Here is a 24519-nt window from a genome sequence, read left to right as displayed (position 1 = left end):
TCTGCGTGCCGTCGCGGAGCCGAAACACTCAGTGAGGACAACACGCCCGGATGAACACGTAAAGTGACGAGCGGCCGGGTTCGGTCAATTCCGCACGCCGGGTTTGGGTGATCCACCCCGGAGCGACTCCCGCCAGGCCGTTCCGCGGCACGCCGAAGGCACGTCGCCTCCACCACATATGCCACGCTGCCATTCCCCCGCCCAACCCGTCGTGACCGAAAGCCTCCGCCGCACGCCTCGGGATCGCCCTCACCGGGGTGAATCAGACATCGCCGAGTTGACGCCTTCGGCGGTGACACCGCGGGCCCTCACCCAGGACGCCGTTCAGAACCGTTCCCCTCGGCTTCCCGCGGCTTCCGCACCGCTCGTGTCCTTCATGGAGTCCCGGCCCCTCGAAGTCGAAGGCGCGTCGCGGGACATCGAGATCGACAGCCCGTCGGTCAGCCACCTGTGAGCCACCGTCATGTTCAGCACGCGGCCGTCGGTGGCCGTGCCGACCAGGGCCCAGTAGCGCTCCAGGCGCGGGTCGAAGCCGGATGACCTCGACACCAGCCCGTGCAGGTACTCACGGAAGGCAGGGGTGTCCGACTCGCGCCGGGCTCGCGCGTGGGCGGACACGAAGGCGTTGACCGCGTCCCCGGCGCCGGGTGGCAGCCCCTGGGCCAGGGCGGCGGCCGTCAAGGCGGCGGCTTCGTCGATCTCCCCGTAGAAGGCCGGCCCATCCCTCATCTCTTCCTCGTGGTCCTGGGTCCAGCGGGTGAAACCGGGTGTGGAGACCAGTAGATGAAGCTCCGCGTAGGCCAAGGCCGAAGCCGGTTCGGGGTCCTGCGGCGGGCCGGGCGACAACATGGCGATCATGATGTCGAGCCGGTGCTTCGGCATGGTTCCGGACAGCTCCCGATACCAGTGGTCGGTGAGGCCGCGGTGTGCCTGCGGGAGCCGCTGCACGCGCGAGAGTATCTCCAGGCGCCGGAGCCGTACCTCGATCGAGCAGTCGTCCAGGGCTTTGAGCGTGGCCTGGCGCCACCGCAGTTCGGTCATTCGTTCCTGAACCACTTCGAGTTCGGTCGCCACCAGTTCGCCGAGGGAGCACTCACCGGTGACCACCCGCGTGATGGTCGCGATCGGCGTGTCCAGCGCCCGTAGACGTCTGATGAGGCGGATCCGCTCCCACGCCTCGGGGCCGTAGCGCCGATGGCCTCCGGTGCTGCGGGCGGTCACGGGCAGCAGACCGCTGTCGGAGTAATAGCGGAGGGTCTTGACCGGCACCCCCGTTCCGGCCGCGAGTTCACCGATGCTCCACGTGTCTTGCGTCACAGCCCCTTGAACCTCCAGCGCACGGGAGGTCCTAGCGTACTGAGCACCGACCGCGTCGGTTCACACCGGTTCCCCGCTGCTCAGGCCTCGTTGAAGCCTGGCCTGCGTCGTGGCGCCCTCATGGCAGCCTCGGCCGACCGCGTGACCGATCGCGTCCGAACCGGAAACGGAAGGTACGCATGTCTCCAACCCCGATGTCTCCAACTCCGATGTCTCCAACCCCGGCAGCGCCCCGTCCACGCCGAGAGCGCCGGCTCCGTGCGCTGCTCTTCCCCTTGCTCTGCGCGGTGGCTCTCCTCACGGCCACCGCCGTCCCGGCGACCGGCGCGCAAGCCGGGTCCCCGCGCTCCGCGGGGCGGGACGGGACCGTCGTACGGACCGACCACGGCCTGGTACGCGGCGTGTCACACGGCTCGTACACGAGCTTCAGCGGCATCCCCTACGCCGCGCCGCCGACCGGACCGCTGCGTTGGCGCGCCCCGGTGCCCGCTGCCCGGTGGCAGGGTGTCCGGGACGCGACGACTGCGGCCCAACGCTGTGTGCAGATGCCGGCGCCGGGGGCGGGCGAGGTCGTCGGGTCGGAGGACTGCCTCTACCTCAACGTCACGACGCCGACGCCGACGCCGACGCCGACGCACACGCCTGCCGGGCAGAAGCGGCCCGTACTGGTGTGGATGCACGGCGGCGCGTTCCTGGGCGGTTCCGGCAGTGACCACGACACCCGGGAGCTGACGGTACGGGGTGACGCGGTCGTCGTCACGGTCAACTACCGGTTGGGGATCTTCGGCTACTTCGGCCATCCCGGGTTGGGCTCCGCACCGCCGTTCGGCCTGGCGGACCAGCAGGCCGCCCTGCGCTGGGTACGGGCGAACGCGGAGCGCTTCGGTGGCGATCCGGGCAGGGTCACGCTGTTCGGTGAGTCGGCGGGTGCCCTGAGCGTCTGCGCACACCTCACCTCGCCGACGGCCGTCGGGCTCTTCCAGCGGGCCGTGCTCCAGAGCGGTTCCTGCCTCATGTCCTTCCCGTCCGGGGCCCTCGGTCCCCGTACCCCGGCTTATGAACCCTTCGCCTCCCAGCGCGACGTCCAGACGGCCGGCACGGACGCCGCCCGGCAGCTGGGCTGCGTGACGGGCACCCCGGACGAGGTGTCGGCGTGCCTGCGCGGGTTGAGCACGGATCGCCTCGCCACCGCGCAGCTGATGCAGTCCTTCAACCGGCCCGCCTTCGGCAACGCGCTGCTGCCCGAGGCGCCGCGCCAGGCATTGACGTCGGGACGCTTCCACCGCGTGCCGATCATCCAGGGCACCAATCGGGATGAGATGCGGATGTTCGTCGGCCTGTCGCTCGCCGCGTTCCCGATCCACACCGAGAACGACTACCGTGCCCGCCTGGTCGACGCGTTCGCGAGCTCGGCCCCGGACGTCGAGGCGGAGTATCCGGCAGCACACCACCCCACGCCCGCGCTGGCCTGGGCCGCGGTGCTGACCGATCGCTCCCTCGGCTGCACCACACTGGCAGCCGACCGGGCCATCGCCGCCCACGCCCCCGGTCTGCCCCTCTACGGATACGAGTTCAGTGATCCGGACGCACCCGTGCTCTCCGGGCTGCCGGCGAATCCCGGCTTCCCCTACGGCGCCGCGCACGGCTTCGAGTTGCCGTATCTGTTCTCCTCCTTCCCCACCGAGCGACCGCTGACCGACACCCAACGCGCCCTGTCCCACCGGATGGTCGACTACTGGACGAGCTTCGCGCGCACCGGCGACCCGAACCATTCCGACGCCCCGCGCTGGCCCGTCCTGCGCCCCTCGTCACCGCGGACGGTGCAGGCCTTGGCTCCCGGGCCGGGTGGTGTCCGTCCCGTCGATGTGAACGCCGCACACCACTGCGCGTTCTGGGATCGTCTGCCCCGGTGAGGTGCGGGACCGGCCTGGACTGCCGCGGTACGCGCTCCGGAACCGCAGGGGATCCCGCATATCATGCGTTTCATCCGTATAAGGAAGGAGCCCCCGTGGGTAGCAGTGTCGAGACGCTGGAATTCCAGGCCGAGACCCGCCAGTTGTTGCGGTTGGTGATCCACTCGATCTACTCGAACAAAGACATTTTCCTGCGCGAGTTGATCTCGAACGCCTCCGACGCCCTGGACAAACTCCGTATGGAGTCGCTGACCGACGCGGAACTGGAGGTCGACACCTCCGACCTCCACATCGCGCTGGAAGTCGACCAGGATGCCCGGACGTTGACCGTCCGCGACAACGGGATCGGCATGAGCCGGGACGATGTCGTGGAGCTGATCGGCACGATCGCGAAGTCCGGCACGGCCAGTCTTCTGCAGAAGATCAAGGATGCCAAGGACGAGGCCGCGGCGCAGAGCCTGATCGGCCAGTTCGGCGTCGGCTTCTACTCCGCTTTCATGGTCGCCGACGAGGTCACCCTGCGTACGCGTCGAGCCGGCTCCGAGGCGGGAACCCAGTGGGAGTCCGACGGCGAGGGAAGCTACCGGATCCAGGCCGTGGAGGGCCTGCCCGTGGGGACCTCGGTGACCCTGCACCTCAAGCCGGCCGACAGTGAGGACGGGCTGGCCGACTACCTGGCCGGTTGGAAGATCCGCCAGATCGTCAAGCAGTACTCGGACTTCATCCGCTGGCCGATCCGGATGGCTGCCGAGTCCACGGACGGCGGCGACGCCGCCACGGGCGAGGTCGAGACGCTCAATTCGATGAAGGCCCTGTGGGCACGCCCCCGAAGCGAGGTGACCGAGGCCGAGTACAGCGAGTTCTACAAGCAGATCAGCCACGACTGGCTCGACCCGGCCGAGACCATCCACATGCGCGCCGAAGGCACCTTCGAGTACGAGGCGCTGCTGTTCATTCCCTCGCAGGCCCCGTTCGATCTGTTCTCGCGGGAGAGCAAGCGCGGTGTGCAGTTGTACGTCAAGCGCGTGTTCATCATGGACGACTGCGAAGCGCTGATGCCGAACTACCTGCGTTTCGTCAAGGGTGTGGTGGACGCGCACGACCTGTCGCTGAACGTGTCCCGCGAGATCCTTCAGCACGACCGCCAGATCCGCAACGTGCGGCGCCGTCTGGTGAAGAAGGTCCTGGGCGCGCTCAAGGACGTGCAGGGAGCCGACTCCGAGCGTTACGGCCTGCTGTGGGGCCAGTACGGCCGCGTCCTGAAGGAGGGCCTCCTTGAGGACACCGACAACATCGAGGCACTCCTGCCGCTGGTCTCGGTGGACTCCACGCACGACAAGGAGAAGAGCACCACCCTGCGCGAGTACGTCGAGCGCATGAAGGACGGCCAGGAGGCGATCTACTACCTGACCGGCGAGACCCGCGCCACGGTGGAGAACTCCCCCCACATGGAGGCGTTCGCCGCGAACGGGTACGAGGTCCTGATCCTCACCGACCCCGTGGACGAGGTCTGGACCGACCAGGTTCCCGCCTTCGACGGCCACCGGCTCCAGTCGATCGCCAAGGGGCAGGTCGACCTCGGAGAGCAGGCCGCCGAGGGTGACGAGGCAGCCGAGGCCGAGAAGGTCAAGCGCGACGAGGCGTTCGCCACCCTGTTGCCCTGGTTGACCACGGCCTTGTCCGACCAGGTCAAGCAGGTCCGCCTGTCGTCCCGGCTGACGACATCGGCCGCGTGCATTGTCGGTGACGCCCAGGACATGACTCCGACCCTGGAGAAGATGTATCGGGCGATGGGGCAGCAGATGCCTCAGGTCAAGCGGATCCTGGAACTCAACCCGACACATCCGTTGATCATCGCGCTGCGCACGGCTCACCAGGCGAACGCCGACGACCCGGCGCTGTCGGAGATCGCCGAGCTCGTCTACGGCAGCGCCCTGCTCGCCGAAGGCGGCGACCTGCCCGACCCGGCCCGCTTCACCCGGCTGCTCACCGAGCGCCTGACCCACGCCATGTGACGGATGGGGGCGGCCGGCACGGCCGAGCGGGGGGTGTGTTCGCACCCCCCGTTCGGCCGTGCCGAGCGAGGTCGCCGATGGCTCCCGCTCCACGAGGTCCGGGAGCCGGTCCCCGGCGGTCCGGGCGGCGGTCGGCGGTCGGCGGTCGGCGGTCGGCGGTCTACTGGGACGTCAGCCGGTCGCGACGGGTTCCGGCTGCCTGGCATTCCAGCGGAACAGCAGGCCGGCGCTCAGCAGGCACAGCACGGCCGGTGTCGTCGGCAGGAGGAGGTCGGAGGCGTCGCCTTGCCACAGGCGGGCGTTGGTTGCCCAGGCCAGGGGAAGGTCCAGCAGGAAGAGGCCCAGTCCGGTCGGCCAGAAGCGGCGGCGCGACTTCGTGGTGAGCCCCCGCAGGAGCAGGACGCAGGGGATGACGAGGAGGATGGCCGTCGCCACGGTCCGGTCGGGACGCGGAGTGAAGGACTCGGAGCCGGGCATGACCAGTGCGATGACCGCCAGGAGGGCGGCGAGGAGCACGTGACCGGTTCCGGGGTGGCGCCTCTTCCGCTTGCCGGCCGGAGGTTCGGTGGGGTGCGGGCGGACTGCTTCGGGCCGGTTGCCCCGTGAGGCCCCGGGGCCTTCCGGTACGGGCACCGCCGCCGCCTCACGCGAGCCGCCCGCCGAGACGTGAGCGTCCTGGACGATCCGTCGGGCGGGAGCGTTGACTGCCGTCATCGATCCGTTGAGGCCGTACACGAACAGCGCGATGTCGTTCTCGACGGCGTAGTCGACCGCCGTCGTGGTGTAGCCGCTGCCCGTGAAGAAGAGGAGCCGCCGGTCCAGACTCCGGCCGCGTGCGCCGAACAGGCGCTGGAGTTCCGGGCGGCCCACCGCCGCCGCCTGGTACTTGACCTGGCCGAGCGCCCGCGTCGACCGCACGTCGATCCCACCGTCGGAGCCCCCGGGCCGGGCGACCGCGTCGAGGTACCCCCAGTGGCGCATCCAGGCAGCGGCGTTGTGTTCCGCGTCCTGCCACGTTCGTATCGCGCGTTCTTCTGGCGGAGAGCCCGGGGTTGCTGCCCGGGAGGTTGTTTCGCTGGTCACAGCCACGAAGTATCGCAGGGCGCGGCGGCAGCGGACCGGGGGCATCCCCTCCTCCGGTTCCGCCGCCACGGGCTCGGGGCGGCGGAACCGGCCGGCTGTCACGCCGTTGTCCGTGCGCCGGCCGCCGCCGGGGAGGCTGGTCAGGTGCCGCAGGAGCAGGGGCAGCAGCTTTGGACGCGGACGTCATCGATGACCGGCCCGTAGGCCCCGGCCACGGTGCTGGCGAATCCGAGGGTCGTCGAGGCGGCGCTCGCGACGAAGGTGACCTGGCGGTTCACGTAGCCCATGGCGGGGCGGTTCTTGCCGGTGGAGTCGAAGGAGAAGTCCTGAATGTTCTGACCGTCCAGCAGGACGCGGCCGGTCTTCACCGCGGGCCCCCCTTCCGGGTTCGCGGCGAGTGAGTACGTCACGGTGTACCGCTGGCCCGCTGTCGTGGCGAAGGTCTGGGCGACCGCTCCGGCCTGGGTGGCGTTCAGGTCGACGGACTGATCCCCCTCCGCGGCTTGCCAGAACCCGGCGCCGATCAGGTCCACCGCTCCGCTGGTGACCTTCCACGGGCCGATGGACTGCCCGGCGCTCACGGTGGTGAACGCGTTCACCGGCGCCGCGGGGTACTCGAAGCTCCCGTCGTCGAATCGGCTCACCGCCGCCGCGTTGGGTGCGGCGGCGGCTAAACCGGAACCGGCGCAGAGCAGGGCCGCAACGGTGACAGCGACGAGGGACGTACGGGAAACCGCCATGTGTTCCTCCTGAGGGACGAGGGTGGGTTCGGCACCTCAACTGTGGTGATCTCTCTCCGGCGTGCGCAAGGATCGCGACCCGGAGTGCGGGGGCACATGCCTGCTGAAACGACCGCCGTCATACCGGTTGGCGCTACCGGAAGCCGTTTCGCGGCGGAGTCCGGGCATCGGGCCGCCCGGACGGCAGCCCCCTTCGCATCCGGCCCGAAACGGGTGTGAACGTCGCCGGGGTCACCTCGTACGGCTGTGGGCCCTGTTGTCCCGCACCGGGGGTTACCCCCCTTGGGATCTTGGCGGTAGCGGGATCGCCCGGGTCGGCTGTCAGTGGACAAGCTGGATGCGGCACTCATCGCCGGTATCCCAACGATTCCTCAGGAGTTGACTCGTGCGCGAACAGTCATGGCTCAGCCGACCTTCCTCCCGGCAGCAGCGAACGGGCCCGCGACGCAGGGGCGTGGCGGCCGCGGTCGCCGTGGTCATCGGCGTCTTGGCGTCGAGCGCCGTGGCGCCCTCGGCGGCGTCCGCGGCCGGCCGACCGGACACCGTCCAGCGGGGCCTGAACGCGCTGGTACGCGAGGACGGTCTGCCCGGCGCGCTGGCGAGCGTCAAGGACCGTCAGGGCCGCACCCGTGACTACACCGCCGGGGTGGGCAACGTGGCCACCGGCTCGAAAGTGCCGGTCGACGGTCAGGTGCGGATCGGCAGCAGCACCAAGACGTTCACCGCGGTGGTGGTCCTGCAACTGGTCGGCGAGGGCAAGATCGACCTCGATGCCTGGGTCGACACCTACCTGCCGGACCTCGTCCACGGCGACGGGTTCGACGGACACCGCATCACCGTCCGTCAACTCCTCCAGCACACCAGCGGACTGCCCGACTACGAAGACCTCGTGGGGGACGACATGCGCGAGCACAGGTACTTCGAACCCCGCGACCTCCTCGACATCGCCTTCCAACGCAAGGCCGTCTTCCCGGCCGGGAAGGGCTGGTCGTACAGCAACACGAACTACGTGGTGGCGGGCCTGATCGTCCAGAAGGTCACCGGCCGACCGTTCGCCGAGGAGGTGGATCGGCGCGTCATCCAACGCATCGGACTGCGCCACACCTACTTCCCGGCCCCCGGCGACATGACCATCCGCGAACCCCATCCCCGCGGCTACACCCGGGACGCGGCGGACGCGCCCCTGCGTGATGCCACCCGGCTCGACCCGTCCGTGGCCTGGGCGGCCGGTCAGATGGTCTCCACCAACTCCGACGTCAACCGCTTCCTGACCGAACTCCTGGCCGGTCGTCTCCTTCCGCCGGCCCAGCTCGCGCAGATGCGCACCACCGTCCCCATCGGGGACACCGGCGCCGGCTACGGACTGGGGATCATGAGCCGGCCCCTGTCGTGCGGCGGCGTCTACTGGGGCCACGGCGGTGACATCGACGGATACGAGAACCGGGGTGGGGTCACGGACGACGGCCGCGCGGCCAATGTCACGGTGACAAGCATCCCGGTGGACGGGGCGGGCACGAGGCGCGTCGAGAAGGTCGTGGACACGGCCCTGTGCCGCTGAGCCTCTGAGCCTCCGATCCCGGGGTCCGGCGAGAGTCGCGACGGGTGCGGGAACGGCGCCGCCGGCCCGGCGGGGGCGTGTGCCTGGTGTGCGGCCCCCGAGCAGGTGCGAGGGCGGCTCCACACCTTGACCGCGCGCCCGCTTCAAGCTGCGGCTGGAATCCGAAAGGTGCCGGCCCGGCTCGTCGCCGCATGGGAGCGTCACGACGCGGAGGCGTACGGCGCGCTCTTCACCGAGGACGCCTCGTACACCACCTACATCGGCACCCTCTACCGAGGACGACGAGACATCGTGGGGAGCCACCGCACACTCTTCGCCGGTTTCCTCAAAGGAACCCGACTGGCCGACGAGATGCTCGACATCCGCTTCCACGGAGCCGGCACGGCGGTCGCCACCGGGCGAGGAGACACGTACAAGGGCGAGCGACCGCGGAAGCCGGGCAAGGTGCAGACGTACACCGTCGTCCTCGAAGCGGACGGACAGTGGCGGATCGCCGCGTTCCACAACACCAGGCGCAAGCCGCTCATGGAAGCCGTGTCGTACAGGCTCGCCCCGGGCCTCGTCCCGGCTGCCGAGCGCTGAGCGGGCCGACCGCGCGCCCGCCAACCGCTCCGGGCTTTCCGATACCGGCGCCGACGCGCCCCGGGGCCGGGAAGGGAGAGGCCGGATGACCATCTCGGTCGCCCGGCCTCACGCCCGGCGACCGGGCTCGTTCTCAGTCGGTGTCGTCGAGGGCGAGGGTGAGGGCGAGGTTCTGGAGGAGTTCCTCGGTGGGGTTCTCGGGATCGGTGTCGTCATGGGCGTCGGCGACCGCCTGGAAGGCCAGGATGAATCCGGTGACCAGCGCGTTGAAGGGCTGGGACACCTGTTCCAGTACGGCGAGCCCCGTCTCTTCCGGACCGGCCCCGGCGGGGACGAGGAACTGCGTGGGAACTACATCCGCCAGCAGGCCCGAGACGAAATCGGTGTCGGCCCCGGACCGCAGGGCCGTGAGAGCGGCGATGGCTTTGAGTTGGATCTCGTTGTCCGTCACCATGCCGAGCGTAGACCGCCGGCGGTGGACACGACCTCTCCGCCTGCCTCGGGTTCCTCTACCCGAGGTCCGCGAGGTCCGAATCATGCCGGAACTCCACCGCGACATGCCCCGCCCTTCCGACGGCCCCGGCGCGGTACGGGTGGCGATTCAGAGCGCCCGTGCAGGTCGGGCAGGGCTCCCGGTGGCCGTGTCCCGACAATCTGTTCCGCCAAGGCGACGATGATGCCGTCGGGGCCGGGGAGGTTGCGGAGCCGGTGGCTGACCCCCGGCGCGCACCCCAAACGGCGGCATCGCACTCGATCAATCATGAGGATGTCCGATCCGACATATGACCTCAGAATGGACGGTATGCACTGGCTGTCCAGGATTGGAAGGAAACATGTCGGATCTCAAGTTTGAGCAGAAGCGCTCGCTGTCACGGCTGGAGGCGGCTGACCAGCTCACGGCCCTCGCGACCGCGCTGAGGAAGGGCGGGGAGGTCGACCTGGAACTCGGCGCCGGAACACTGAGCCTGCGGATCCCCGACGACCTTCGCAGCGAGATCGAGATCGAGATCGGCGACGGGGAGATCGAGCTGGAGATCGAGTTCAAATGGCCGACCTCACGGAGCCGGAAGGCACCGTCGCAGGTGGCCGCCGCCCCGGCGAAGGCCCCGAGGCGAAAGACCACGCCCACCGCCAAGGCCGGCCCGAGCAGCACGGCCACCGGCGGCAAGAACGCCAAGCGACCCGCCCCGAAGACGCCGTGAGCCGCACCGCCCCCGGCGGATCCCGCGCCGCGCGTACGCGGCCGGGCGTACGCCTCCGGACACCCCTTCGTACCCGGGATCGGGACTGACGTCCGGAATCGAGCTTGCCGCCGCGGTACGAAGGAGCAGAGATGACGAACGAACCGTCAGGCGGGACGACCCGGCGCGACCGGTCGGCCTCCAGTCCGGTGGCGGAGCGTGCGGGGTGGGACGAGGTCGACGTACGAGCGGTCGACACCGTGCGGCTGCTGGCGGCCGACGCCGTGCAGAAGGTCGGCAACGGACACCCGGGCACGGCGATGAGCCTGGCCCCACTGGCGTACCTGCTGTTCCAGAACGTCATGCGGCACGACCCTGACGATGACCAGTGGCTGGGACGCGACCGCTTCGTCCTGTCCTGCGGCCACTCCAGCCTCACCCTCTACATCCAGCTCTACCTGGCCGGCTACGGCCTGGAGCTGTCGGATCTGGAGGCGTACCGGACGTGGGGCTCGGTCACCCCCGGCCATCCGGAGCACCGGCACACCCCCGGCGTGGAGATCACCACCGGGCCGCTCGGACAGGGCCTGGCCGCCGCGGTCGGCATGGCGATGGCCGCCCGCCGCGAACGCGGACTCCTCGACCCCGACGCCGAACCGGGCACCAGCCCCTTCGACCACCACGTCTACGTCATCGCCTCCGACGGCGACATGATGGAAGGCGTCACCTCGGAAGCCTCTTCCCTGGCCGGCCATCAGGAACTCGGCCATCTCACCGTGTTCTACGACTCGAACCACATCTCGATCGAGGACGACACCGACGTCTCCTTCAGTGAGGACGTCCCGGCCCGCTACGCGGCCTACGGCTGGCACGTGCAGACCGTCGACTGGACGGTCACCGGAGAGTACGTCGAAGACGTCGACGCGCTCCTGGAAGCGGTTCACGCCGCCCGAGAGGAGACCGGCCGCCCCTCCCTGATCATGCTGCGCACCCTGATCGGCTGGCCGGCCCCCACCAAACAGAACACCGGCAAGGCGCACGGCTCCGCGCTGGGCGAGGACGAGATCGCCGCCACGAAGAAGCTGCTGGGCTTCGACCCCCACGTGCGGTTCGCCGTCGAGGAAGCGGTTCTGGCCCGGGCCCGGGAGGTCGCCGATCGCGGCCGGCGGGCACACGCCGTGTGGGACGAGGCCTACGCGGCCTGGCGGACCGCTCATCCGCGACGCGCGGCCCTGCTGGACCGCTTGCGGGAACAGCGCTTGCCCGAGGGCTGGACGGACGCACTGCCCCTCTTCCCCGCCGACGAGAAGGGAATGGCGACCCGAGCCGCCTCGGGTGAGGTTCTCAGCGCGCTGGCGCCCGTCCTTCCCGAGCTGTGGGGCGGCTCCGCTGACCTCGCCGGGAGCAACAACACCACCATGGACGGGGAACCGTCCTTCGTCCCGTCCGACCGCCAGACCAAGGACTGGAAGGGCGGCCCGTACGGGCGCACCCTGCACTTCGGCATCCGCGAGCACGCCATGGGCGCCATCCTCAACGGCATCGCGCTGCAGAGTCTCACCCGCCCCTACGGCGGCACCTTCCTGACCTTCTCCGACTACATGCGCCCCGCCGTGCGCCTGGCCGCGCTGATGAAGCTGCCGGCCACCTACGTGTGGACCCACGACTCCATCGGCCTGGGCGAGGACGGCCCCACCCACCAGCCCGTCGAGCACCTGGCCGCGCTGCGTGCCATCCCCGGCCTGGACGTGGTCCGCCCCGCCGACGCGAACGAGACCACCGCGTGCTGGCGCGCGATCCTCGAACACCACGACCGGCCGGCCGGTCTGATCCTGAGCCGGCAGAACCTCCCCGTCCTGGACCGCGACGGTGGCGAGTACGCACCCGCGCGGGAGGCGACGAAAGGCGGGTACGTCCTGGCGGAGGTGCCGGACGGGGCCGTGCCCGACGTCATCCTGATCGCGACCGGCTCCGAGGTCCACCTCGCGTTGGCGGCCCGCGTACTCCTGGGGCAGGACGGCATCGCCGCACGCGTGGTGTCCATGCCGTGCCGGGAATGGTTCGCGGCGCAGCCCCCGGACTACCAGGACCAGGTCCTGCCCCCGTCCGTGCGCGCCCGGGTCAGCGTGGAAGCGGCCGTCGGGCAGGGCTGGCGCGAGGTGGTCGGCGACGCCGGCCGGATCGTCAGCCTGGAGCACTACGGCGCCTCGGCCGACTACGAGCGCTTGTACACCGAGTTCGGCATCACCGCGGCCGCCATCACCGCAGCGGCCCACGACAGCATCCGCGACACCCACCGGACGTCTCGACCCGGCGGCCGACACCCGGCCTCCGCACCCGTCGAGGGCGGCACCGGTGACCGCCCCTGACCACTGCCCACCCGGGTCGCGGTGGCGGTGGCGGTGGCGGTTGAACGAACGACGGCACTCTCCCCCGGTCGCCTGGAGTCCGTCCACCGAAGACCTGCCCGGGCGCCGGGAACGGCCGATGTCGTGACCTGGCAGTTTAAGACCCGGTGGGCCTGCGTGGGGCAAGGTCGCAATACTCGGCGGCCGGCGGCGACGGGCGTCCTACAGTGCCGACAGAACGCCCTCCTCCGGTGGGGGCGCGGCGCACTGGGGACGTGTGATGGACAGGGATCTGATCCGGGAGTCCGCCTCGGCAGGACGGGTGGTGCTCTGGGAGGAGTCGGCGCGCGACGGTGCGCAGGCCAAGACGCTCATGGGCGCTGACCTCCGGGTGCGGCTGGCACGGGAACAGGGGCGGATGTTCGGCGCGGACGGACCGCGCCACGTGGTGTTCGCCGCCGGGTTCCCGGCCGTGTGCGCCGAGGAGTTCGAAGCCGTACGACGGGTCGCCGTGGAGGCCGAGGGCGCGGTGAGCGTGGCGGCGGTGTGCCGGGGCACCCGGGACGACGTACGGCAGGCCGTCGCCTCGGTCCGCGGGACTGCGTACGCCCGGGTGATGGTGGTAGTGCCCGCCTCCGAGGCCATGGCCCGGGTGATGACCCACACCGGGGCCGCGGAGGCGCTCGCCGCCGGTACGGCGCTGGTCAAGGAGGCACGGGAGCTGGACAACGCGGTGGCCGTGGACGTCTGCCTCGCGGACGCCTCGCGGGCCGACCACGGGCTGATGGGCCGGTACGCGGCGGAGATGACCGCGGCCGGAGCGGGGGTGGTCGTCCTGGCCGACACGGTCGGGGACCAACTTCCGCAGGAGGCACGGCAGATGTTCACCGCCGTCGGCTCGGCGGCCGGCTCGGACACGGTGCTCGCCTCCCATCTTCACAATGACCTCGGGCTGGGCCTCGCCAACTCGCTGGAGGCGCTGAGGGCGGGCGTGCGGGTGTTGTCCGGCGCCTGGCTGGGCATCGCCGAGCGCAGCGGCATGGTCGCCACCGAGCAGTTGCTGTTCCTCCTGACCTACCGACCGGATCGGACGCGGCGGTTACTGGGAGAGGACCTGAGCGAGGAGTCGGGCGGGGGCGCCGGCCCGTGGTGGACCGAACCCGACCTGCGGCGCCTGCCGGAGATCGCCCGCATGGTGTCGGCCGCCACCGGGGTGCCGCTGAGCGTGACCACGCCCATCGTCGGGACGGGTGTGGGAACCATCTCCACCGGCACTCCGTTCGTGCATCCCGGGCTGTTCCAGCCCTTCGACCCGGAGCGGCTCCTCGGCATCGAGCCGCGGGTCGTACTGACCCAGCTGGCCAGCGCACGAGTGGTCACCGCCGTCGCCGCGCGGCTCGGGTACGCACTCGACGCGGCGCAGGCCCGCGCCGCGATGGGGTGGGTGAAGACCGTCGCCTTCCGGACCGGGCGCGCCATGGTCGACGAGGCCGCCTTCGCCGCCTACCTCGACGGGCTGCTGCACCCGGTGGCGGGTGCCCGGTGAACGCCGGTACCGACCTGGTGGACGAGGGCGCGGCCCGGCGGTTGCTGGGACGCGGGGCGGCCGTCGTCCTGCCGAATCCTGCCCCGCTGACGTACGTGGTGGCGGGCACCGACCCGCGCGGGGTCAACACCGCGAAGGGCAGGCCCGCGGACCAGCCCGTCGCCCTGTGGACGCACGCCCCCGGCACCTTCACCGAGTCGGCGCGCGGGATGGACCTGGACGCGGGCGGGGTGGAGCTGGCCCGGAGGCTGCTGGAGGAAGAACGGATCACCCTCCTCGTACCGCTCCGCCCGGGTCACGCTCACCCTGGCTGGCTCACTCCCGCGAGCAAGGAGGGCTGGGCACTGCTCTTCGGGGCGCGGTGGTCGCCGCTGCTCCCCGTACTCGAACCGTTCCCCGTGCTCTACGTCTCCAGCGCCAACCTGACCGGCCACCCGCCGGCCGCCTCGGCCGAAGCCGCACGGGGCATGTTCCCGCACACCCCCGTCCTCGACGGCGGAACGAGCGCGGACCGCAGGGCCACCACCACCCTGCGCCTGAGCCGCGAGGGAACGTTCACCCTCCACCGCCACGGTGCCCAGGACCACCCCTACCCGACGGCGCAGGCCTACCTCGACGCACTACGCGCCCGCTTGAAGGGCCCGTCCGGGTCGTGCTGACCCGTCGCGTTGTCCACACGGCCGATCGGGGGCTTGCCTGCGAGTGCGGGGTGTCGGCGGTGGTGGGTGTGGCTGTGCCTGCGGTCCGCGACGTTCAGGGGTGCATGGTGAGTGTGGTGTCGTCGATGAGGAAGTAGGTCGGAACGGCCAGATCCTCCGTGGCGCTGAACTTCAGGGTCACGTACCGGCCGGCGACGGAACCGAGGTCGACCGTCTTCCGGACGTAGTCGGCGCTCGCGTCCAGGTTCGAGTACGTCGCCAGAGGGACGCCGTTGGCCTGGACGTTCAGCTTGTCGTACGGGACGGTTTGGGTCTCCTCATTGGTGACGACCTTCAGCCAGAAGGTGGCCGTCGCCTTGCAGCCGTAGGGAACGTAGACGGTCTGCGTGATGGTTTCCGTGGTCGTGTTTCCGTTGCCGCCGAGCAGGGCCTTCCACGAGCCGGTTCTCGAAGGGAGCCAGGAGTTGTCGTCGGTGATCAGGGACGGGTTGCTGTTGGTGTTCCATGCCGAGGCGCCCGACTCGAAGCCCGGGTTGTCGAGCAGTTGTGTGGTGGTGCAGTTGCCGGGTGTGTAGACGAGCCAGGTGAACGAGACCGTGTCGAGGGCTTCGGCGGAATCCTCGACGGTGAGGGTGATGGTCGTGTTGCCGTCCGTGGTGGGCGTGCCGGTGATCTTGCCGGTGGAGGAGTTGAGGGTCAGGCCGGCGGGCAGCGCGGTGGTCTTGTAGGTGAGCGTCGCCCCGGGGTGGCTGGTGACGGCCTGGATCTGGAGGTCGACGGGCACGGTGGTCATGGACACCTGATTGCCGGGGTTGGTCAGGGTGACTCCCTGCGCCATGCGCGGTCCGACGTTGACGGCGGCCCAGGCATTGCCGACGTTGTTGTAGACGACTCCGTTCTTCCCGTACAGATCCGCGGCCGCCTCGAGGGTGGCGGTGCGTGCGGCGGCGTAGTCGGTGCTCGACGTCATGTACGTCGTCAACGCTCTGAACCAGATCTTCGCGGCGGCTTCGCGACCGATCGGGTTGACCGGTTTGCCGTCGTAGGTCGGCGAGTCGTAGTTCACGCCGTTGACCAGCTTGGCCCCGCTCCCTTCGGAGGCCAGGTAGAACCAGTGGTTGGCCGGTCCCGAGGAGTAGTGGACGTCGAGCTGGTTGATGTTCGGGTACCAGTGGTCGGCCGAGTCACCGTCCTTGGAGGGCTTGTCCATGTAGCGCAGCGGGGTGCCGTCGCCGTTGAGGTTGATCTTCTCGCCCTCGAAGTAGTCGCCGGGGTCGGATGGGTTGTTCGCCCAGAACTCGACCGCGGCGCCGAAGATGTCGGAGGTGGCTTCGTTGAGGCCGCCGGACTCCCCGCTGTAGCGCAGGCCCGCGGTGGCGGAGGTGATTCCGTGTGACATCTCGTGCGCGGCCACGTCGATCGAGGTGAGGGGGTTGCTGTTGTAGGCGCCGTCACCGTAGGTCATGCAGAAGCAGTGGTCCCACCAGTACGCGTTGGAGTACGCGTTCCCGTAGTGCACCCGGCTGGAGGCGGCGACGCCGTCGTTCCTGATGCCGTTGCGGCCGTGGACGTCTTTGAAGTAGTCCCAGGTCAGCTGGGCGCCGTAGTGGGCGTCCACTGCGGCTGACTGGTTGTTGCCCGGGCTGCCGTCGCTCCAGACGTCGTCGGCGTCGGTGAACAGCGTGCCGGCCGCCTCGTCGTCGTCGGAGTGGCCCAGGTCGGTGGTGTTGTTGCCCCCTCGCGTGTCGTCCTTGAGGAGGTGGTTCCCGGCGACGCCCGAGGTGCCGAGTGTGACCTGCCCGCCGTACTGTCCGTGGCCGGTGCCGTTCATGACTGCCTGATACTCAAAGATCTTGTCGCCGGTGTTCGCGTCCGTGACGACGTGCAGCTCGGAGGGTGCGCCGTCCCGCTGACGGCCGCCGACGACGGTCTCCCAGGCCAGAACGGGCTGACCGGAGGCCGCCCAGATGACCTCGCGGGGGGACTTGACCTCCGCGGGTTTGATGCCGTCCGTCCGGGCCTGGCTCTCGGCGAAGGACCGTGCGGAGTCCGCTGTCTTTCGGGCCGTGGTGGAGGGGAGGGAGATCGTGGCGGAGCTTGCCTTGGTGACGCCCTTGACACCTCCGGCCGGAGTGGTGTGGACCACCAGGTCGCCTCCGAGTACGGGCAGTCCGGCGAACGTGCGGTCGTAGCGCGTGTGCAGGGTGCCGTCGGCATCCTTGGAGACTGACTTGGGTACGAGCGCCTCACGTTCGCCCAGCCTCAGCGCCTTCGCCACGCTCCCCCAGTCGGCGGCGCCTGCCAGGAGCGCGGCACTCTGGTCAGCGGTCAACCGAACGTTCATGGCGCCCGCACGCGCCTCGACGGTGCCGGCCCGCGCCGTGGCGCCGGGGACAGCGGTGGCGGTGGCGGTGGCGGGCAAGCCGACCGCGATCAGCGCGGCACTTGTCATCAGCGCGCCCGACCTGGCCGCTTGACGGAAGGTACGTCTCAACGTGACTCCTGATGCGCAGGGGCCGACAGCCGTCGGCCTGAGCGGTCCAGGCGGACCCCACATGGTCCGTCCGGGCGGAGCGGGTTGTACGCGGGTGGCATCGAACTGCCGCACATTGCGCGTGCGGTGGCATGGACGATGACTCGACCCCGATGACCTCAGTCTGGCATGTTCACGTAAACATTTCGGCGTTGGTCGACGAAACGGCCTGAACCGATCCTTCCGATGCGACGCACGTACGCCACGGCCGCGGGGAGTTTCGGCCATTGACCGCGATGACGTGGGCAGGCTATTCCTCGGTGGGGCCGAGGTCGGGTGTGTCGCGGAAGGCCACCTGCCGACAGCGGTCGGGAGCATGCAGTTCGAGTACGACGATCTCGTTGGCTCCCGTGCGCAGAACGGGGCCGGGCACGTACAGGGACCTTTGGGGCCCTCGGGACCAGTAGCGGCCCAGGGCGAACCCGTTGACCCACGCCACACCCTTGGTCCAACCGTCGAGGTGGAGGAAGGTGTCGGCCGTCCGGTCCGTCTCGAAGGTGCCGCGGTGGAAGGCCGGGCCGGTCGGCACCGCCTCCGCGTCCTGGGCGGCGCCGAACGGAAGGGCCGCGAGTGAGGTCAGCGGCAGCGGCCTGCTGGTCCAGCCGACGAGAGGGAACCCGTTCAGCAGAACGCGGCCGAGCAGCCCCTTGCGGTCGTGGATGCCCGGTCCGTAGTTCACGCGACCCTGGTTCTCCACGAGAATGGTCAGGACACTGCCCGGGCGCGGCACCGAGAAGGTGAGGGAGTGCTCGTGGGACTCGCGCTCCAATACGCCCACCGGCTGGCCATCGAGGAAGACCTGGCCCCGGTCGCGTACCAGTTCAAGCTCAAGGAGAACCGGGCCGGCATCGGGCAGGGAGGTCTCGTACAGCACGAAGCCGAAGTCCTGCCCCAGCTGCTCCATGGTCCGGGGCCTCCAGGACGCGACTTCGTTTCCGAGGAGCGGAGCACAATCCAACAGGCCGGCATTCTCGGGCAGGATCACCCCTTCCACGACGAGCTTCTCCCCACGTGCGGGCAGGGGCTCCGTCGGGACGGGGGCGTACTTGGCGATGACCTCGCGGAAGGCGGCGAACTTCTCGGTCGGGTCACCGGCTTCGTCGAGGGGCGCGTCGTAGTCGTAGGAGGTGACGGTCGGCCGGTAGGTGTGCTTGTCGTTGGCGCCGTTCATGAAACCGAAGTTCGTACCACCGTGGAACATGTAGAAATTGACCGAGGCACCGGTGGCGAGCAGTTCGTCCAACTCCTGCGCCGCCCGCTCGGCATCACGGACGACGTGGTTACCGCCCCAGCGGTCGAACCAGCCGATCCAGAACTCCGCACAAAGCAGCGGACCTGACGGCCTAAGAGCCCGCAGGGCGGAGAGGTTCTGCGCGGAGCGGCTGCCGAAGTTGACGGTCGCGAGAACACCCGGCAACGCGCCCCGCTCCAGGTCGACCGGCTGATCGCAGGTAAAGAGCGGCACGTCGACACCACGGTGCCGGAGGGAACCCGCGACGTGTTCAAGGTACGAGGCGTCGTCGCCGTAGGCCCCGTACTCGTTCTCCACCTGCACCGCGAGCACCGGACCGCCCCGGGTGGCGAGTCGACTCCGCAGCGGGAGCAGGAGCCGGCGGAAGTAGTCGTCGACCGCGGTGAGGAACCGGGGGTCCCGACTGCGCAATCGAATGTCCGGATCCGCCAGCAGCCACGACGGCAGACCACCACCCTCCCACTCGGCACAGATGTACGGACCCGGACGCAGAAGCACGAACAACCCCTCGGCGGCGGCGAGATCAAGGAACCCGGGCAGATCCAGGCCGCCTTCCATGCGGAACTCACCCGGCCGCGGTTCGTGAAGGTTCCACGGCACATACGTCTCCACCGTGTTCAACCCCATCAGACGAGCCTTGCGCAACCGGTCGCGCCAATGACCGGGATGAACACGGAAGTAGTGCAATCCACCCGAAAGAATCCGGAAGGGCTCTCCATCGAGCCGGAAACCGTCATCGTCGATCCGGAGAAGAGGCATGCGCGTGCTCCTCAGCTGAACGGGCACGCGGGATGCGCGCCGTGAGACTCTCGCCACCCCCGCATGTTTACGTAAACACACGGGGCGTGGCAAGCCCGCTTCGGAGGAGGGGCCGCAACGTCAGGGAGACGGCACTGGTGGCGGCCGGAGACGAACGGTGCACCGCCGTGCTCACTCACGCCACCCGCCGCGGCATCCAGTCCAGTGGTCCCGTGATCGCCCTCCTCGGGAAGTCCTTCGCCAACCTCGAAGGGTCCATCCGTCATCTGTGCCCCGAACTGTCCATCACGGGCGTCTTCGAGGAGAACCTGCGCGCCATCATGTTCGGCCTCGCCCAGGAGGCCCTCTCCGAACAGCAAGCTGCCCGTGTCGCGCTCGAACTCATGATCGCCGCTCCCGGAAGCCTTCAACAGGGGCGTGAGATCCTGCGCAACCTCGCGGACCACGCTTGCGCCCCGCCCACTGCCGCGACCGGAGCCGTATCCGGCCGCGGCCGGCTTTCGGCCGACGCGCACCACACCCGCGCAGCACTCATCCTGGCCGCCGCCATCATCTGGAGCAGCCGCAGAAGGTGACCGCGCATGCCGCTCTCGGCGGGCCGGCCGACCGGCCCGGCGGGAGTTCCGACCGCCGGGCGGAGTCGGTACCCCACACGTGACCAGCGGTCTCGCCGCTCCGTGGCGGGTCCGCGTGGTCGCGTGCCGCCCGCGGAGTCGACTCCGGGGACGCGCTTCCCCATGACATCCCGAAGAAGGCCGGATCTCGCCGCCTGGCACCGTTGCCGCGGGCGGGAGAACAGCGATAGCTTGGAACACCGGAATGTGGTCTAGACCACTCTGGAGGTCTCATGCAGAACCACAGGGCCGTCGTCGGAGCACACTTGGCCCTTGCCGCCGCCCTCGCCATGGGCGTGCTCGCCCCCGATTCCCCGGTGGCCCGGGCCGCGCCCCCGCCGGCCCCCGTGGGCCGCGTCTCCCCCATCCCGCTGCCGCCGATCACTCCGGTCCCCCGGTCCGGCTCCGGCACCCCGGACAGCGCCGCCGTCACGGGTCGGGTCCTCGTCGTCGCCGACGATCGCACGGACGCCGCCGCTCGCGACCGTCTCGTCGCCGAACTCGCGGCCCACGGCGCCGACCGCGTGGACATCGTGGCCCCCGACGCCGTCCCCGCGGCGCCCCGGAGCCTGTTCACCGTCCTCCTCGGTCCGGCCGACCGTCCTGACATCGCCGCGGCCCTGGCCGGGACCGCGGTACCCGACCAGGCCGAGGGCTACGCGCTGAGCGTGCGCGGCAGCAGGCGGCACGGGCAGGTCACCCTCGGCGGGCACGACGCGGCAGGCCAGTTCTACGCCGTGCAGACGATGCGCCGGCTCTTCCTGTTCGAGGACGCCGGCGGCGACCCGAACTGGCGGGTGGCGGGCGCCGAGATCAGCGACTTCCCCGCCATGGCGCTGCGCGGCACGATCGAGGGCTTCTACGGCCTCCCGTGGACGCACGCCGAGCGCCTCGATCAGATGGACTTCTACGGCGACGTCAAGGCCAACACCTATGTGTACGCGCCCAAGGACGACCCCTACCACCGCGGCAGGTGGCGCGATCCCTATCCCGCGGCCAAGCTCGCGGACCTCGGCGAGCTGGTGCGGCGCGCGACGGCGAATCACGTCCGTTTCACCTTCGCCGTCTCGCCCGGCGAGTCGATCTGCTACTCCGACCCGGAGGACCGCAGGGCGCTCAAGGCCAAACTCGCGGCCCTCCACGACCTGGGCACCCGGGCCTTCTCCATCCCGCTCGACGACATCAGTTACACCCGGTGGAACTGCGAAGGCGACAGGGCGGCGTACGGAGCCCCGGGACGCGCCTCGGCCGCCCGGGCACAGGCAGACCTGCTCAACGACGTGCAGCACGACTTCGTCGCCACGCACTCGGGTACCGAACCGCTTCAGACGGTGCCCACGGAGTACGGCGATCTGACCGACACCGCCTACAAACAGACGCTGCGCTCCACACTGGACCCGGCCGTTGTGGTGATGTGGACGGGCACCGACGTCGTACCACCGAAGATCACCGCGGAAGAGGCGGACCGCGCGTCCGCTCTGTTCGGACGCAAGGTCTTCGTTTGGGACAACTATCCGGTCAACGACTTCGACAACACGAGCGGGCGTCTGCTGCTCGCCCCCTACGACAAGCGGGAACCCGGCCTGTCGCGGCACCTGGCCGGCATCGTCGCGAACCCGATGAACCAGCCGTACGCCTCCAAGGTCGCCGTCTTCGGGGTAGCCGATTTCACCTGGAACGACACGGCGTACGACGCCGCGGGGAACAATCGTCGCGCCATGGCCTACCTGGCGGGCGGCCACCTCCCGTCAACGGAGGCCCTGCTCGTCCTCGGCGACCTCCAGCACATGGCGCCGACGTTCGGGGGGACGCCCTGGCAGCCGCAAGCGCCCGAACTCACCCGGCGGGTGGCGCGGTTCTGGAGGGACTGGGACGGGGGTGACCGTGCCGCGGCCGTCCGGGAGCTGCGCACGTACGCGGAGGCGATCCGGCAGGCACCGACCACCGTGCGCGGCGGCCGGGTCCAGCCGGGGTTCACGCTCGACGCGGCGCCCTGGCTCGATGCCACCGCGCTGTGGGGCGAGGCCATGGTTCGGACGCTCGACGCGCTCGACGCACGCCGTACCGGCGACAACGACACGGCGGACAGGCTGCTGGCCGAGTCGCGGGCCCTACAGCAGCGCGCCAAGGCCGTACGCGTCGTGCCCGCGCGCAACACATGGGGCAGCGTGCAGCCCAGGGTGGGCGACGGCGTCCTGGACGTCTTCCTGGTACAGGCGGACGATCGGCTGCGGGGGTGGGACATCGCCGGCGGTGGACGGACCCATGCCGTCAACGACGTGCGGTAGAGAACCCGTTGGGCCTCCGGCTGCTGTGACCACGCGTGGTGCGGATCGCCTTCACCACTCCGGCGAGGGCCGCTGTGGTGAGGGCGACCCGTCCGGACGGGACCGATGTCGGGTGGTCAGCGGACAGCGAGAACGCCCAGGAGGCGGGCCACTTCGGCTGCCACCGCGTCTCGGGCGGGGCCCAGGTAGGTGCGGGGGTCGGCGACGGCGGGTTCCGTCCGCAGTCGATCGCGCAAGGTGCGCGTGAAGATCTTGTTGAGGTGAGTGGAGATGTTGACCTTCGTCATTCCGGCCGTCACGGCCTTGGCGAGGTCCGTGTCGTCGACGCCTGAGGAGCCGTGCAGGACCAGTGGCACGTCGAGCGAGTCCCGCAGGCGGGTTATCAGGTCGAAATCGAGGACGGCGTCACGGGTGAGCATGGCGTGGGAGCTGCCCACGGCGACGGCCAGGGCGTCCACGGCCGTCGCCGTCGCGAACGAGCGGGCTTCGTCGGGATCGGTGCGGACGCCGGGGGCGTGCGCACCGTCTTTGCCGCCGATCTCGCCCAGTTCGGCCTCGACCCATACGTCGGCCCGGTGGCACTGCTCGGTGATGGCCCGCGTCACGGTGACGTTGGCGTCGTAGGGCAGCTTGGACGCGTCGAACATGACGGAACCGAAGCCCAGCCCGGCGGCTTCCCGAACGAGTTCGACGGACTCGGCATGGTCGAGATGAACGGCCACCGGCACGGACGCCGCTCGGGCGAGGGCGAGGGAAGCGAGTCCGATCGGGGCGAGCGAGCCGTGGTAGCGGGCGGTGTTCTCGCTGATCTGGAGGATGACGGGCAGTCCGGCCAGCTCGGCTCCGGCGACGATGGCCTCGGCGTGTTCGATCTGCACGACGTTGAACGCTCCGACGCCGTAGGTTCCGGCGTATGCGGGGCCGACGATGTCGTCGGTGGAGGTCAGAGGCATGAAGGTTCTCCACGAAGGTGGTGGCGGAGCGACGGTCGGGCGCCGGCGACGGTGTCACGGGCCGAAGGCGACAGCGGTCGCCCGCCGGACACGTCCTGGACTCCCGCCGGCGGGGAGGGAAGTCCCGTGCTCCTCACGCGGCGGCAGTGCCGAGGATCACGGAACGGGTGAGGTTGCGCGGGCGGTCGGGGTCGTACCCGCGGGCTTCGGCGACGAGTACGGCCAGGCGCTGGGCAACGATCAGGTCGGCGAGCGGGTCGATGTCCCCCGGCGCGTCCGTCGACGCGGAGCGGAAGAGGCCGCCGACGCGTGCGATGTCGTCGGCGAGGCCTTGGGGGGCGGGGCCGAACAACCAGGCGACGCGGCCGGGGCCGGTGATGCTGATGGGACCGTGGCGGTATTCCATGGCGGGATATGCCTCGGTCCAGGCCCCGGCGGCCTCGCGCATCTTCAGACCGGCTTCGAGCGCGAGCCCGTAGGACCAGCCCGTTCCGAGGAACGTGAACTGCTCGGCGCCGCGCACTTCGGGACTCAGTGGAAGCTCGATGGCGTGCCGGGCGTCCTGGATGGCCTGCGCGATGGGCCGTACCTCGGCCGACAGGGCGCCTTCGGCCTCCAGATGTGCGCGCAGGAGGACCAGTGCGGTGGTGGCGAACCGGGTCTGTACGACCGACTCCTCATCGGCGAAGTCGAGTACCGCCACGTTGTCGGCGGCCGTCATCACGGGCGTGGCCGGGTCGGCGGTGAGAGCGGTGGTCTCGGCGGTGCCTTTGGCCTTCGCCAGCAGGTCGAGGACCTCGGTGGTGGTGCCGGAGCGTGTGATGGCCACGATCCGGTCGTAGGCGCGGCCTCTGGGGAACTCGGAGGCCGCGAACGCGTCGGTCTCGCCGTGGCCGCCGCTTTCGCGCAACCGCGCGTAGGCGTGGGCCATGAACCAGGAGGTGCCACAGCCGACCACGGCGACACGTTCACCGCGCCGGGGCAGGCCGTCGGCGAAGGATCCGACCGACTGGGCCGCTCGCCTCCAGGTCTCGGGCTGTGAGGCGATTTCGACGGAGGTACGGGAAGTGTCGAGAGGGGGCACGTCGGTTCCTTGTGTTCGGGCCGGCCGGGGTTGTGTCGTCCGGGAGTCTCAAGATGCTCTTCCATGAACATTCATGATGTCAATTGTTGCTCGA

General features: G+C 70.1%; 18 protein-coding genes. 10 read left to right on the top strand and 8 right to left on the bottom strand.

From position 1 onward, the window contains the following. Positions 1-324: 324 nt before the first annotated feature. Positions 325-1317, bottom strand: coding sequence for a MerR family transcriptional regulator (locus tag OHA84_RS34700; RefSeq protein ID WP_266967748.1), 993 nt, complete (start codon positions 1315-1317; stop codon positions 325-327). A 287-nt stretch (positions 1318-1604) separates the two neighbouring features. On the opposite strand from OHA84_RS34700, the gene OHA84_RS34695 reads away from it, so the two are divergent. Both OHA84_RS34695 and htpG read left to right on the top strand, forming a co-directional pair. Then, a complete protein-coding gene (locus OHA84_RS34695; RefSeq protein WP_266967749.1) occupies positions 1605-3230 on the top strand; it encodes a carboxylesterase/lipase family protein in 1626 nt (541 codons plus the stop codon). A gap of 95 nt (positions 3231-3325) precedes the next feature. Next, on the top strand, positions 3326-5245 hold the full coding sequence (htpG, locus tag OHA84_RS34690) for a molecular chaperone HtpG (protein ID WP_266967750.1): 1920 nt from the start codon (positions 3326-3328) through the stop codon (positions 5243-5245). Positions 5246-5416: 171 nt separating this feature from the next. Here the strand turns inward: htpG and OHA84_RS34685 are convergent, their stop codons facing one another. Further along, complete coding sequence (locus OHA84_RS34685) at positions 5417-6373, bottom strand: restriction endonuclease (RefSeq protein ID WP_266973815.1); 957 nt, start codon at positions 6371-6373, stop codon at positions 5417-5419. A gap of 95 nt (positions 6374-6468) precedes the next feature. Continuing rightward, positions 6469-7068, bottom strand: a complete 600-nt coding sequence (locus OHA84_RS34680) for a choice-of-anchor C family protein (protein WP_266967752.1) — start codon at positions 7066-7068, stop codon at positions 6469-6471. A gap of 454 nt (positions 7069-7522) precedes the next feature. Between OHA84_RS34680 and OHA84_RS34675 the strand changes: the two genes are divergently transcribed. Beyond that, a complete protein-coding gene (locus tag OHA84_RS34675; protein ID WP_266973817.1) occupies positions 7523-8626 on the top strand; it encodes a serine hydrolase in 1104 nt (367 codons plus the stop codon). 105 nt (positions 8627-8731) lie between these two features. Further along, positions 8732-9208, top strand: coding sequence for an SgcJ/EcaC family oxidoreductase (locus OHA84_RS34670; protein ID WP_266967754.1), 477 nt, complete (start codon positions 8732-8734; stop codon positions 9206-9208). Positions 9209-9341: 133 nt separating this feature from the next. On the opposite strand, the gene OHA84_RS34665 is transcribed toward OHA84_RS34670, so the two are convergent. After that, positions 9342-9662, bottom strand: coding sequence for a hypothetical protein (locus OHA84_RS34665; RefSeq protein WP_266967756.1), 321 nt, complete (start codon positions 9660-9662; stop codon positions 9342-9344). A gap of 379 nt (positions 9663-10041) precedes the next feature. Here OHA84_RS34665 and OHA84_RS34660 point away from each other — a divergent pair, with 379 nt between their 5' ends. The 4 genes from OHA84_RS34660 to OHA84_RS34645 all read left to right on the top strand — a co-directional run bounded on the left by OHA84_RS34660 (position 10042) and on the right by OHA84_RS34645 (position 14942). Next, the gene (locus OHA84_RS34660; RefSeq protein ID WP_266967758.1) at positions 10042-10410 is read left to right on the top strand and encodes an amphi-Trp domain-containing protein; all 369 of its coding nucleotides are present in this window, start codon (positions 10042-10044) and stop codon (positions 10408-10410) included. 131 nt (positions 10411-10541) lie between these two features. Next, positions 10542-12758 (top strand): transketolase, encoded by a 2217-nt coding sequence (tkt, locus tag OHA84_RS34655; protein ID WP_266967760.1) that lies wholly within the window; start codon positions 10542-10544, stop codon positions 12756-12758. A 259-nt stretch (positions 12759-13017) separates the two neighbouring features. Further along, positions 13018-14283 carry a 2-isopropylmalate synthase gene (locus tag OHA84_RS34650; RefSeq protein ID WP_266967762.1) on the top strand — a complete coding sequence of 422 codons (1266 nt, stop codon included), beginning with the start codon at positions 13018-13020 and terminating at the stop codon, positions 14281-14283. Further along, entirely contained in the window at positions 14280-14942 is a 663-nt protein-coding gene (locus OHA84_RS34645) for a Sua5/YciO/YrdC/YwlC family protein (protein ID WP_266967764.1), read from the top strand. The genes OHA84_RS34650 and OHA84_RS34645 overlap by 4 nt, the downstream gene beginning before the upstream one ends. 94 nt (positions 14943-15036) lie before the next feature. On the opposite strand, the gene OHA84_RS34640 is transcribed toward OHA84_RS34645, so the two are convergent. Further along, the gene (locus OHA84_RS34640) at positions 15037-17394 is read right to left on the bottom strand and encodes a M4 family metallopeptidase (RefSeq protein WP_266967766.1); all 2358 of its coding nucleotides are present in this window, start codon (positions 17392-17394) and stop codon (positions 15037-15039) included. Between the two features lie 331 nt (positions 17395-17725). Beyond that, entirely contained in the window at positions 17726-19486 is a 1761-nt protein-coding gene (locus OHA84_RS34635; protein ID WP_266967768.1) for a beta-galactosidase family protein, read from the bottom strand. Positions 19487-19653: 167 nt separating this feature from the next. Here OHA84_RS34635 and OHA84_RS34630 point away from each other — a divergent pair, with 167 nt between their 5' ends. Together OHA84_RS34630 and OHA84_RS34625 are read left to right on the top strand one after the other, a co-directional pair. Further along, the gene (locus OHA84_RS34630; protein ID WP_266967770.1) at positions 19654-20061 is read left to right on the top strand and encodes a hypothetical protein; all 408 of its coding nucleotides are present in this window, start codon (positions 19654-19656) and stop codon (positions 20059-20061) included. Between the two features lie 272 nt (positions 20062-20333). Beyond that, positions 20334-22388, top strand: coding sequence for a beta-N-acetylglucosaminidase domain-containing protein (locus OHA84_RS34625; protein ID WP_266967772.1), 2055 nt, complete (start codon positions 20334-20336; stop codon positions 22386-22388). A gap of 116 nt (positions 22389-22504) precedes the next feature. Here the strand turns inward: OHA84_RS34625 and OHA84_RS34620 are convergent, their stop codons facing one another. Further along, positions 22505-23341, bottom strand: a complete 837-nt coding sequence (locus tag OHA84_RS34620) for a class II fructose-bisphosphate aldolase (RefSeq protein WP_266967774.1) — start codon at positions 23339-23341, stop codon at positions 22505-22507. A gap of 133 nt (positions 23342-23474) precedes the next feature. Beyond that, the gene (locus OHA84_RS34615) at positions 23475-24425 is read right to left on the bottom strand and encodes an SIS domain-containing protein (RefSeq protein WP_266967776.1); all 951 of its coding nucleotides are present in this window, start codon (positions 24423-24425) and stop codon (positions 23475-23477) included. Positions 24426-24519 lie beyond the last annotated feature (94 nt).

Origin of the sequence: Streptomyces sp. NBC_00513 (genome assembly GCF_041431415.1) — a bacterium.
Classification (GTDB): Bacteria; Actinomycetota; Actinomycetes; order Streptomycetales; family Streptomycetaceae; genus Streptomyces.
This window is presented reverse-complemented; position numbering and strand designations above follow the sequence as displayed.

Excerpts from the sequence above, each read along its gene's own strand:
- OHA84_RS34685 (WP_266973815.1), bottom strand. The coding sequence starts at position 6,373 with ATGCCCCCGGTCCGCTGCCGCCGCGCCCTGCGATACTTCGTGGCTGTG.
- OHA84_RS34680 (WP_266967752.1), bottom strand. The coding sequence starts at position 7,068 with ATGGCGGTTTCCCGTACGTCCCTCGTCGCTGTCACCGTTGCGGCCCTG.
- OHA84_RS34665 (WP_266967756.1), bottom strand. The coding sequence starts at position 9,662 with ATGGTGACGGACAACGAGATCCAACTCAAAGCCATCGCCGCTCTCACG.
- OHA84_RS34660 (WP_266967758.1), top strand. The coding sequence starts at position 10,042 with ATGTCGGATCTCAAGTTTGAGCAGAAGCGCTCGCTGTCACGGCTGGAG.
- tkt (WP_266967760.1), top strand. The coding sequence starts at position 10,542 with ATGACGAACGAACCGTCAGGCGGGACGACCCGGCGCGACCGGTCGGCC.
- OHA84_RS34650 (WP_266967762.1), top strand. The coding sequence starts at position 13,018 with ATGGACAGGGATCTGATCCGGGAGTCCGCCTCGGCAGGACGGGTGGTG.
- OHA84_RS34640 (WP_266967766.1), bottom strand. The coding sequence starts at position 17,394 with ATGACAAGTGCCGCGCTGATCGCGGTCGGCTTGCCCGCCACCGCCACC.
- OHA84_RS34635 (WP_266967768.1), bottom strand. The coding sequence starts at position 19,486 with ATGCCTCTTCTCCGGATCGACGATGACGGTTTCCGGCTCGATGGAGAG.
- OHA84_RS34625 (WP_266967772.1), top strand. The coding sequence starts at position 20,334 with ATGCAGAACCACAGGGCCGTCGTCGGAGCACACTTGGCCCTTGCCGCC.
- OHA84_RS34620 (WP_266967774.1), bottom strand. The coding sequence starts at position 23,341 with ATGCCTCTGACCTCCACCGACGACATCGTCGGCCCCGCATACGCCGGA.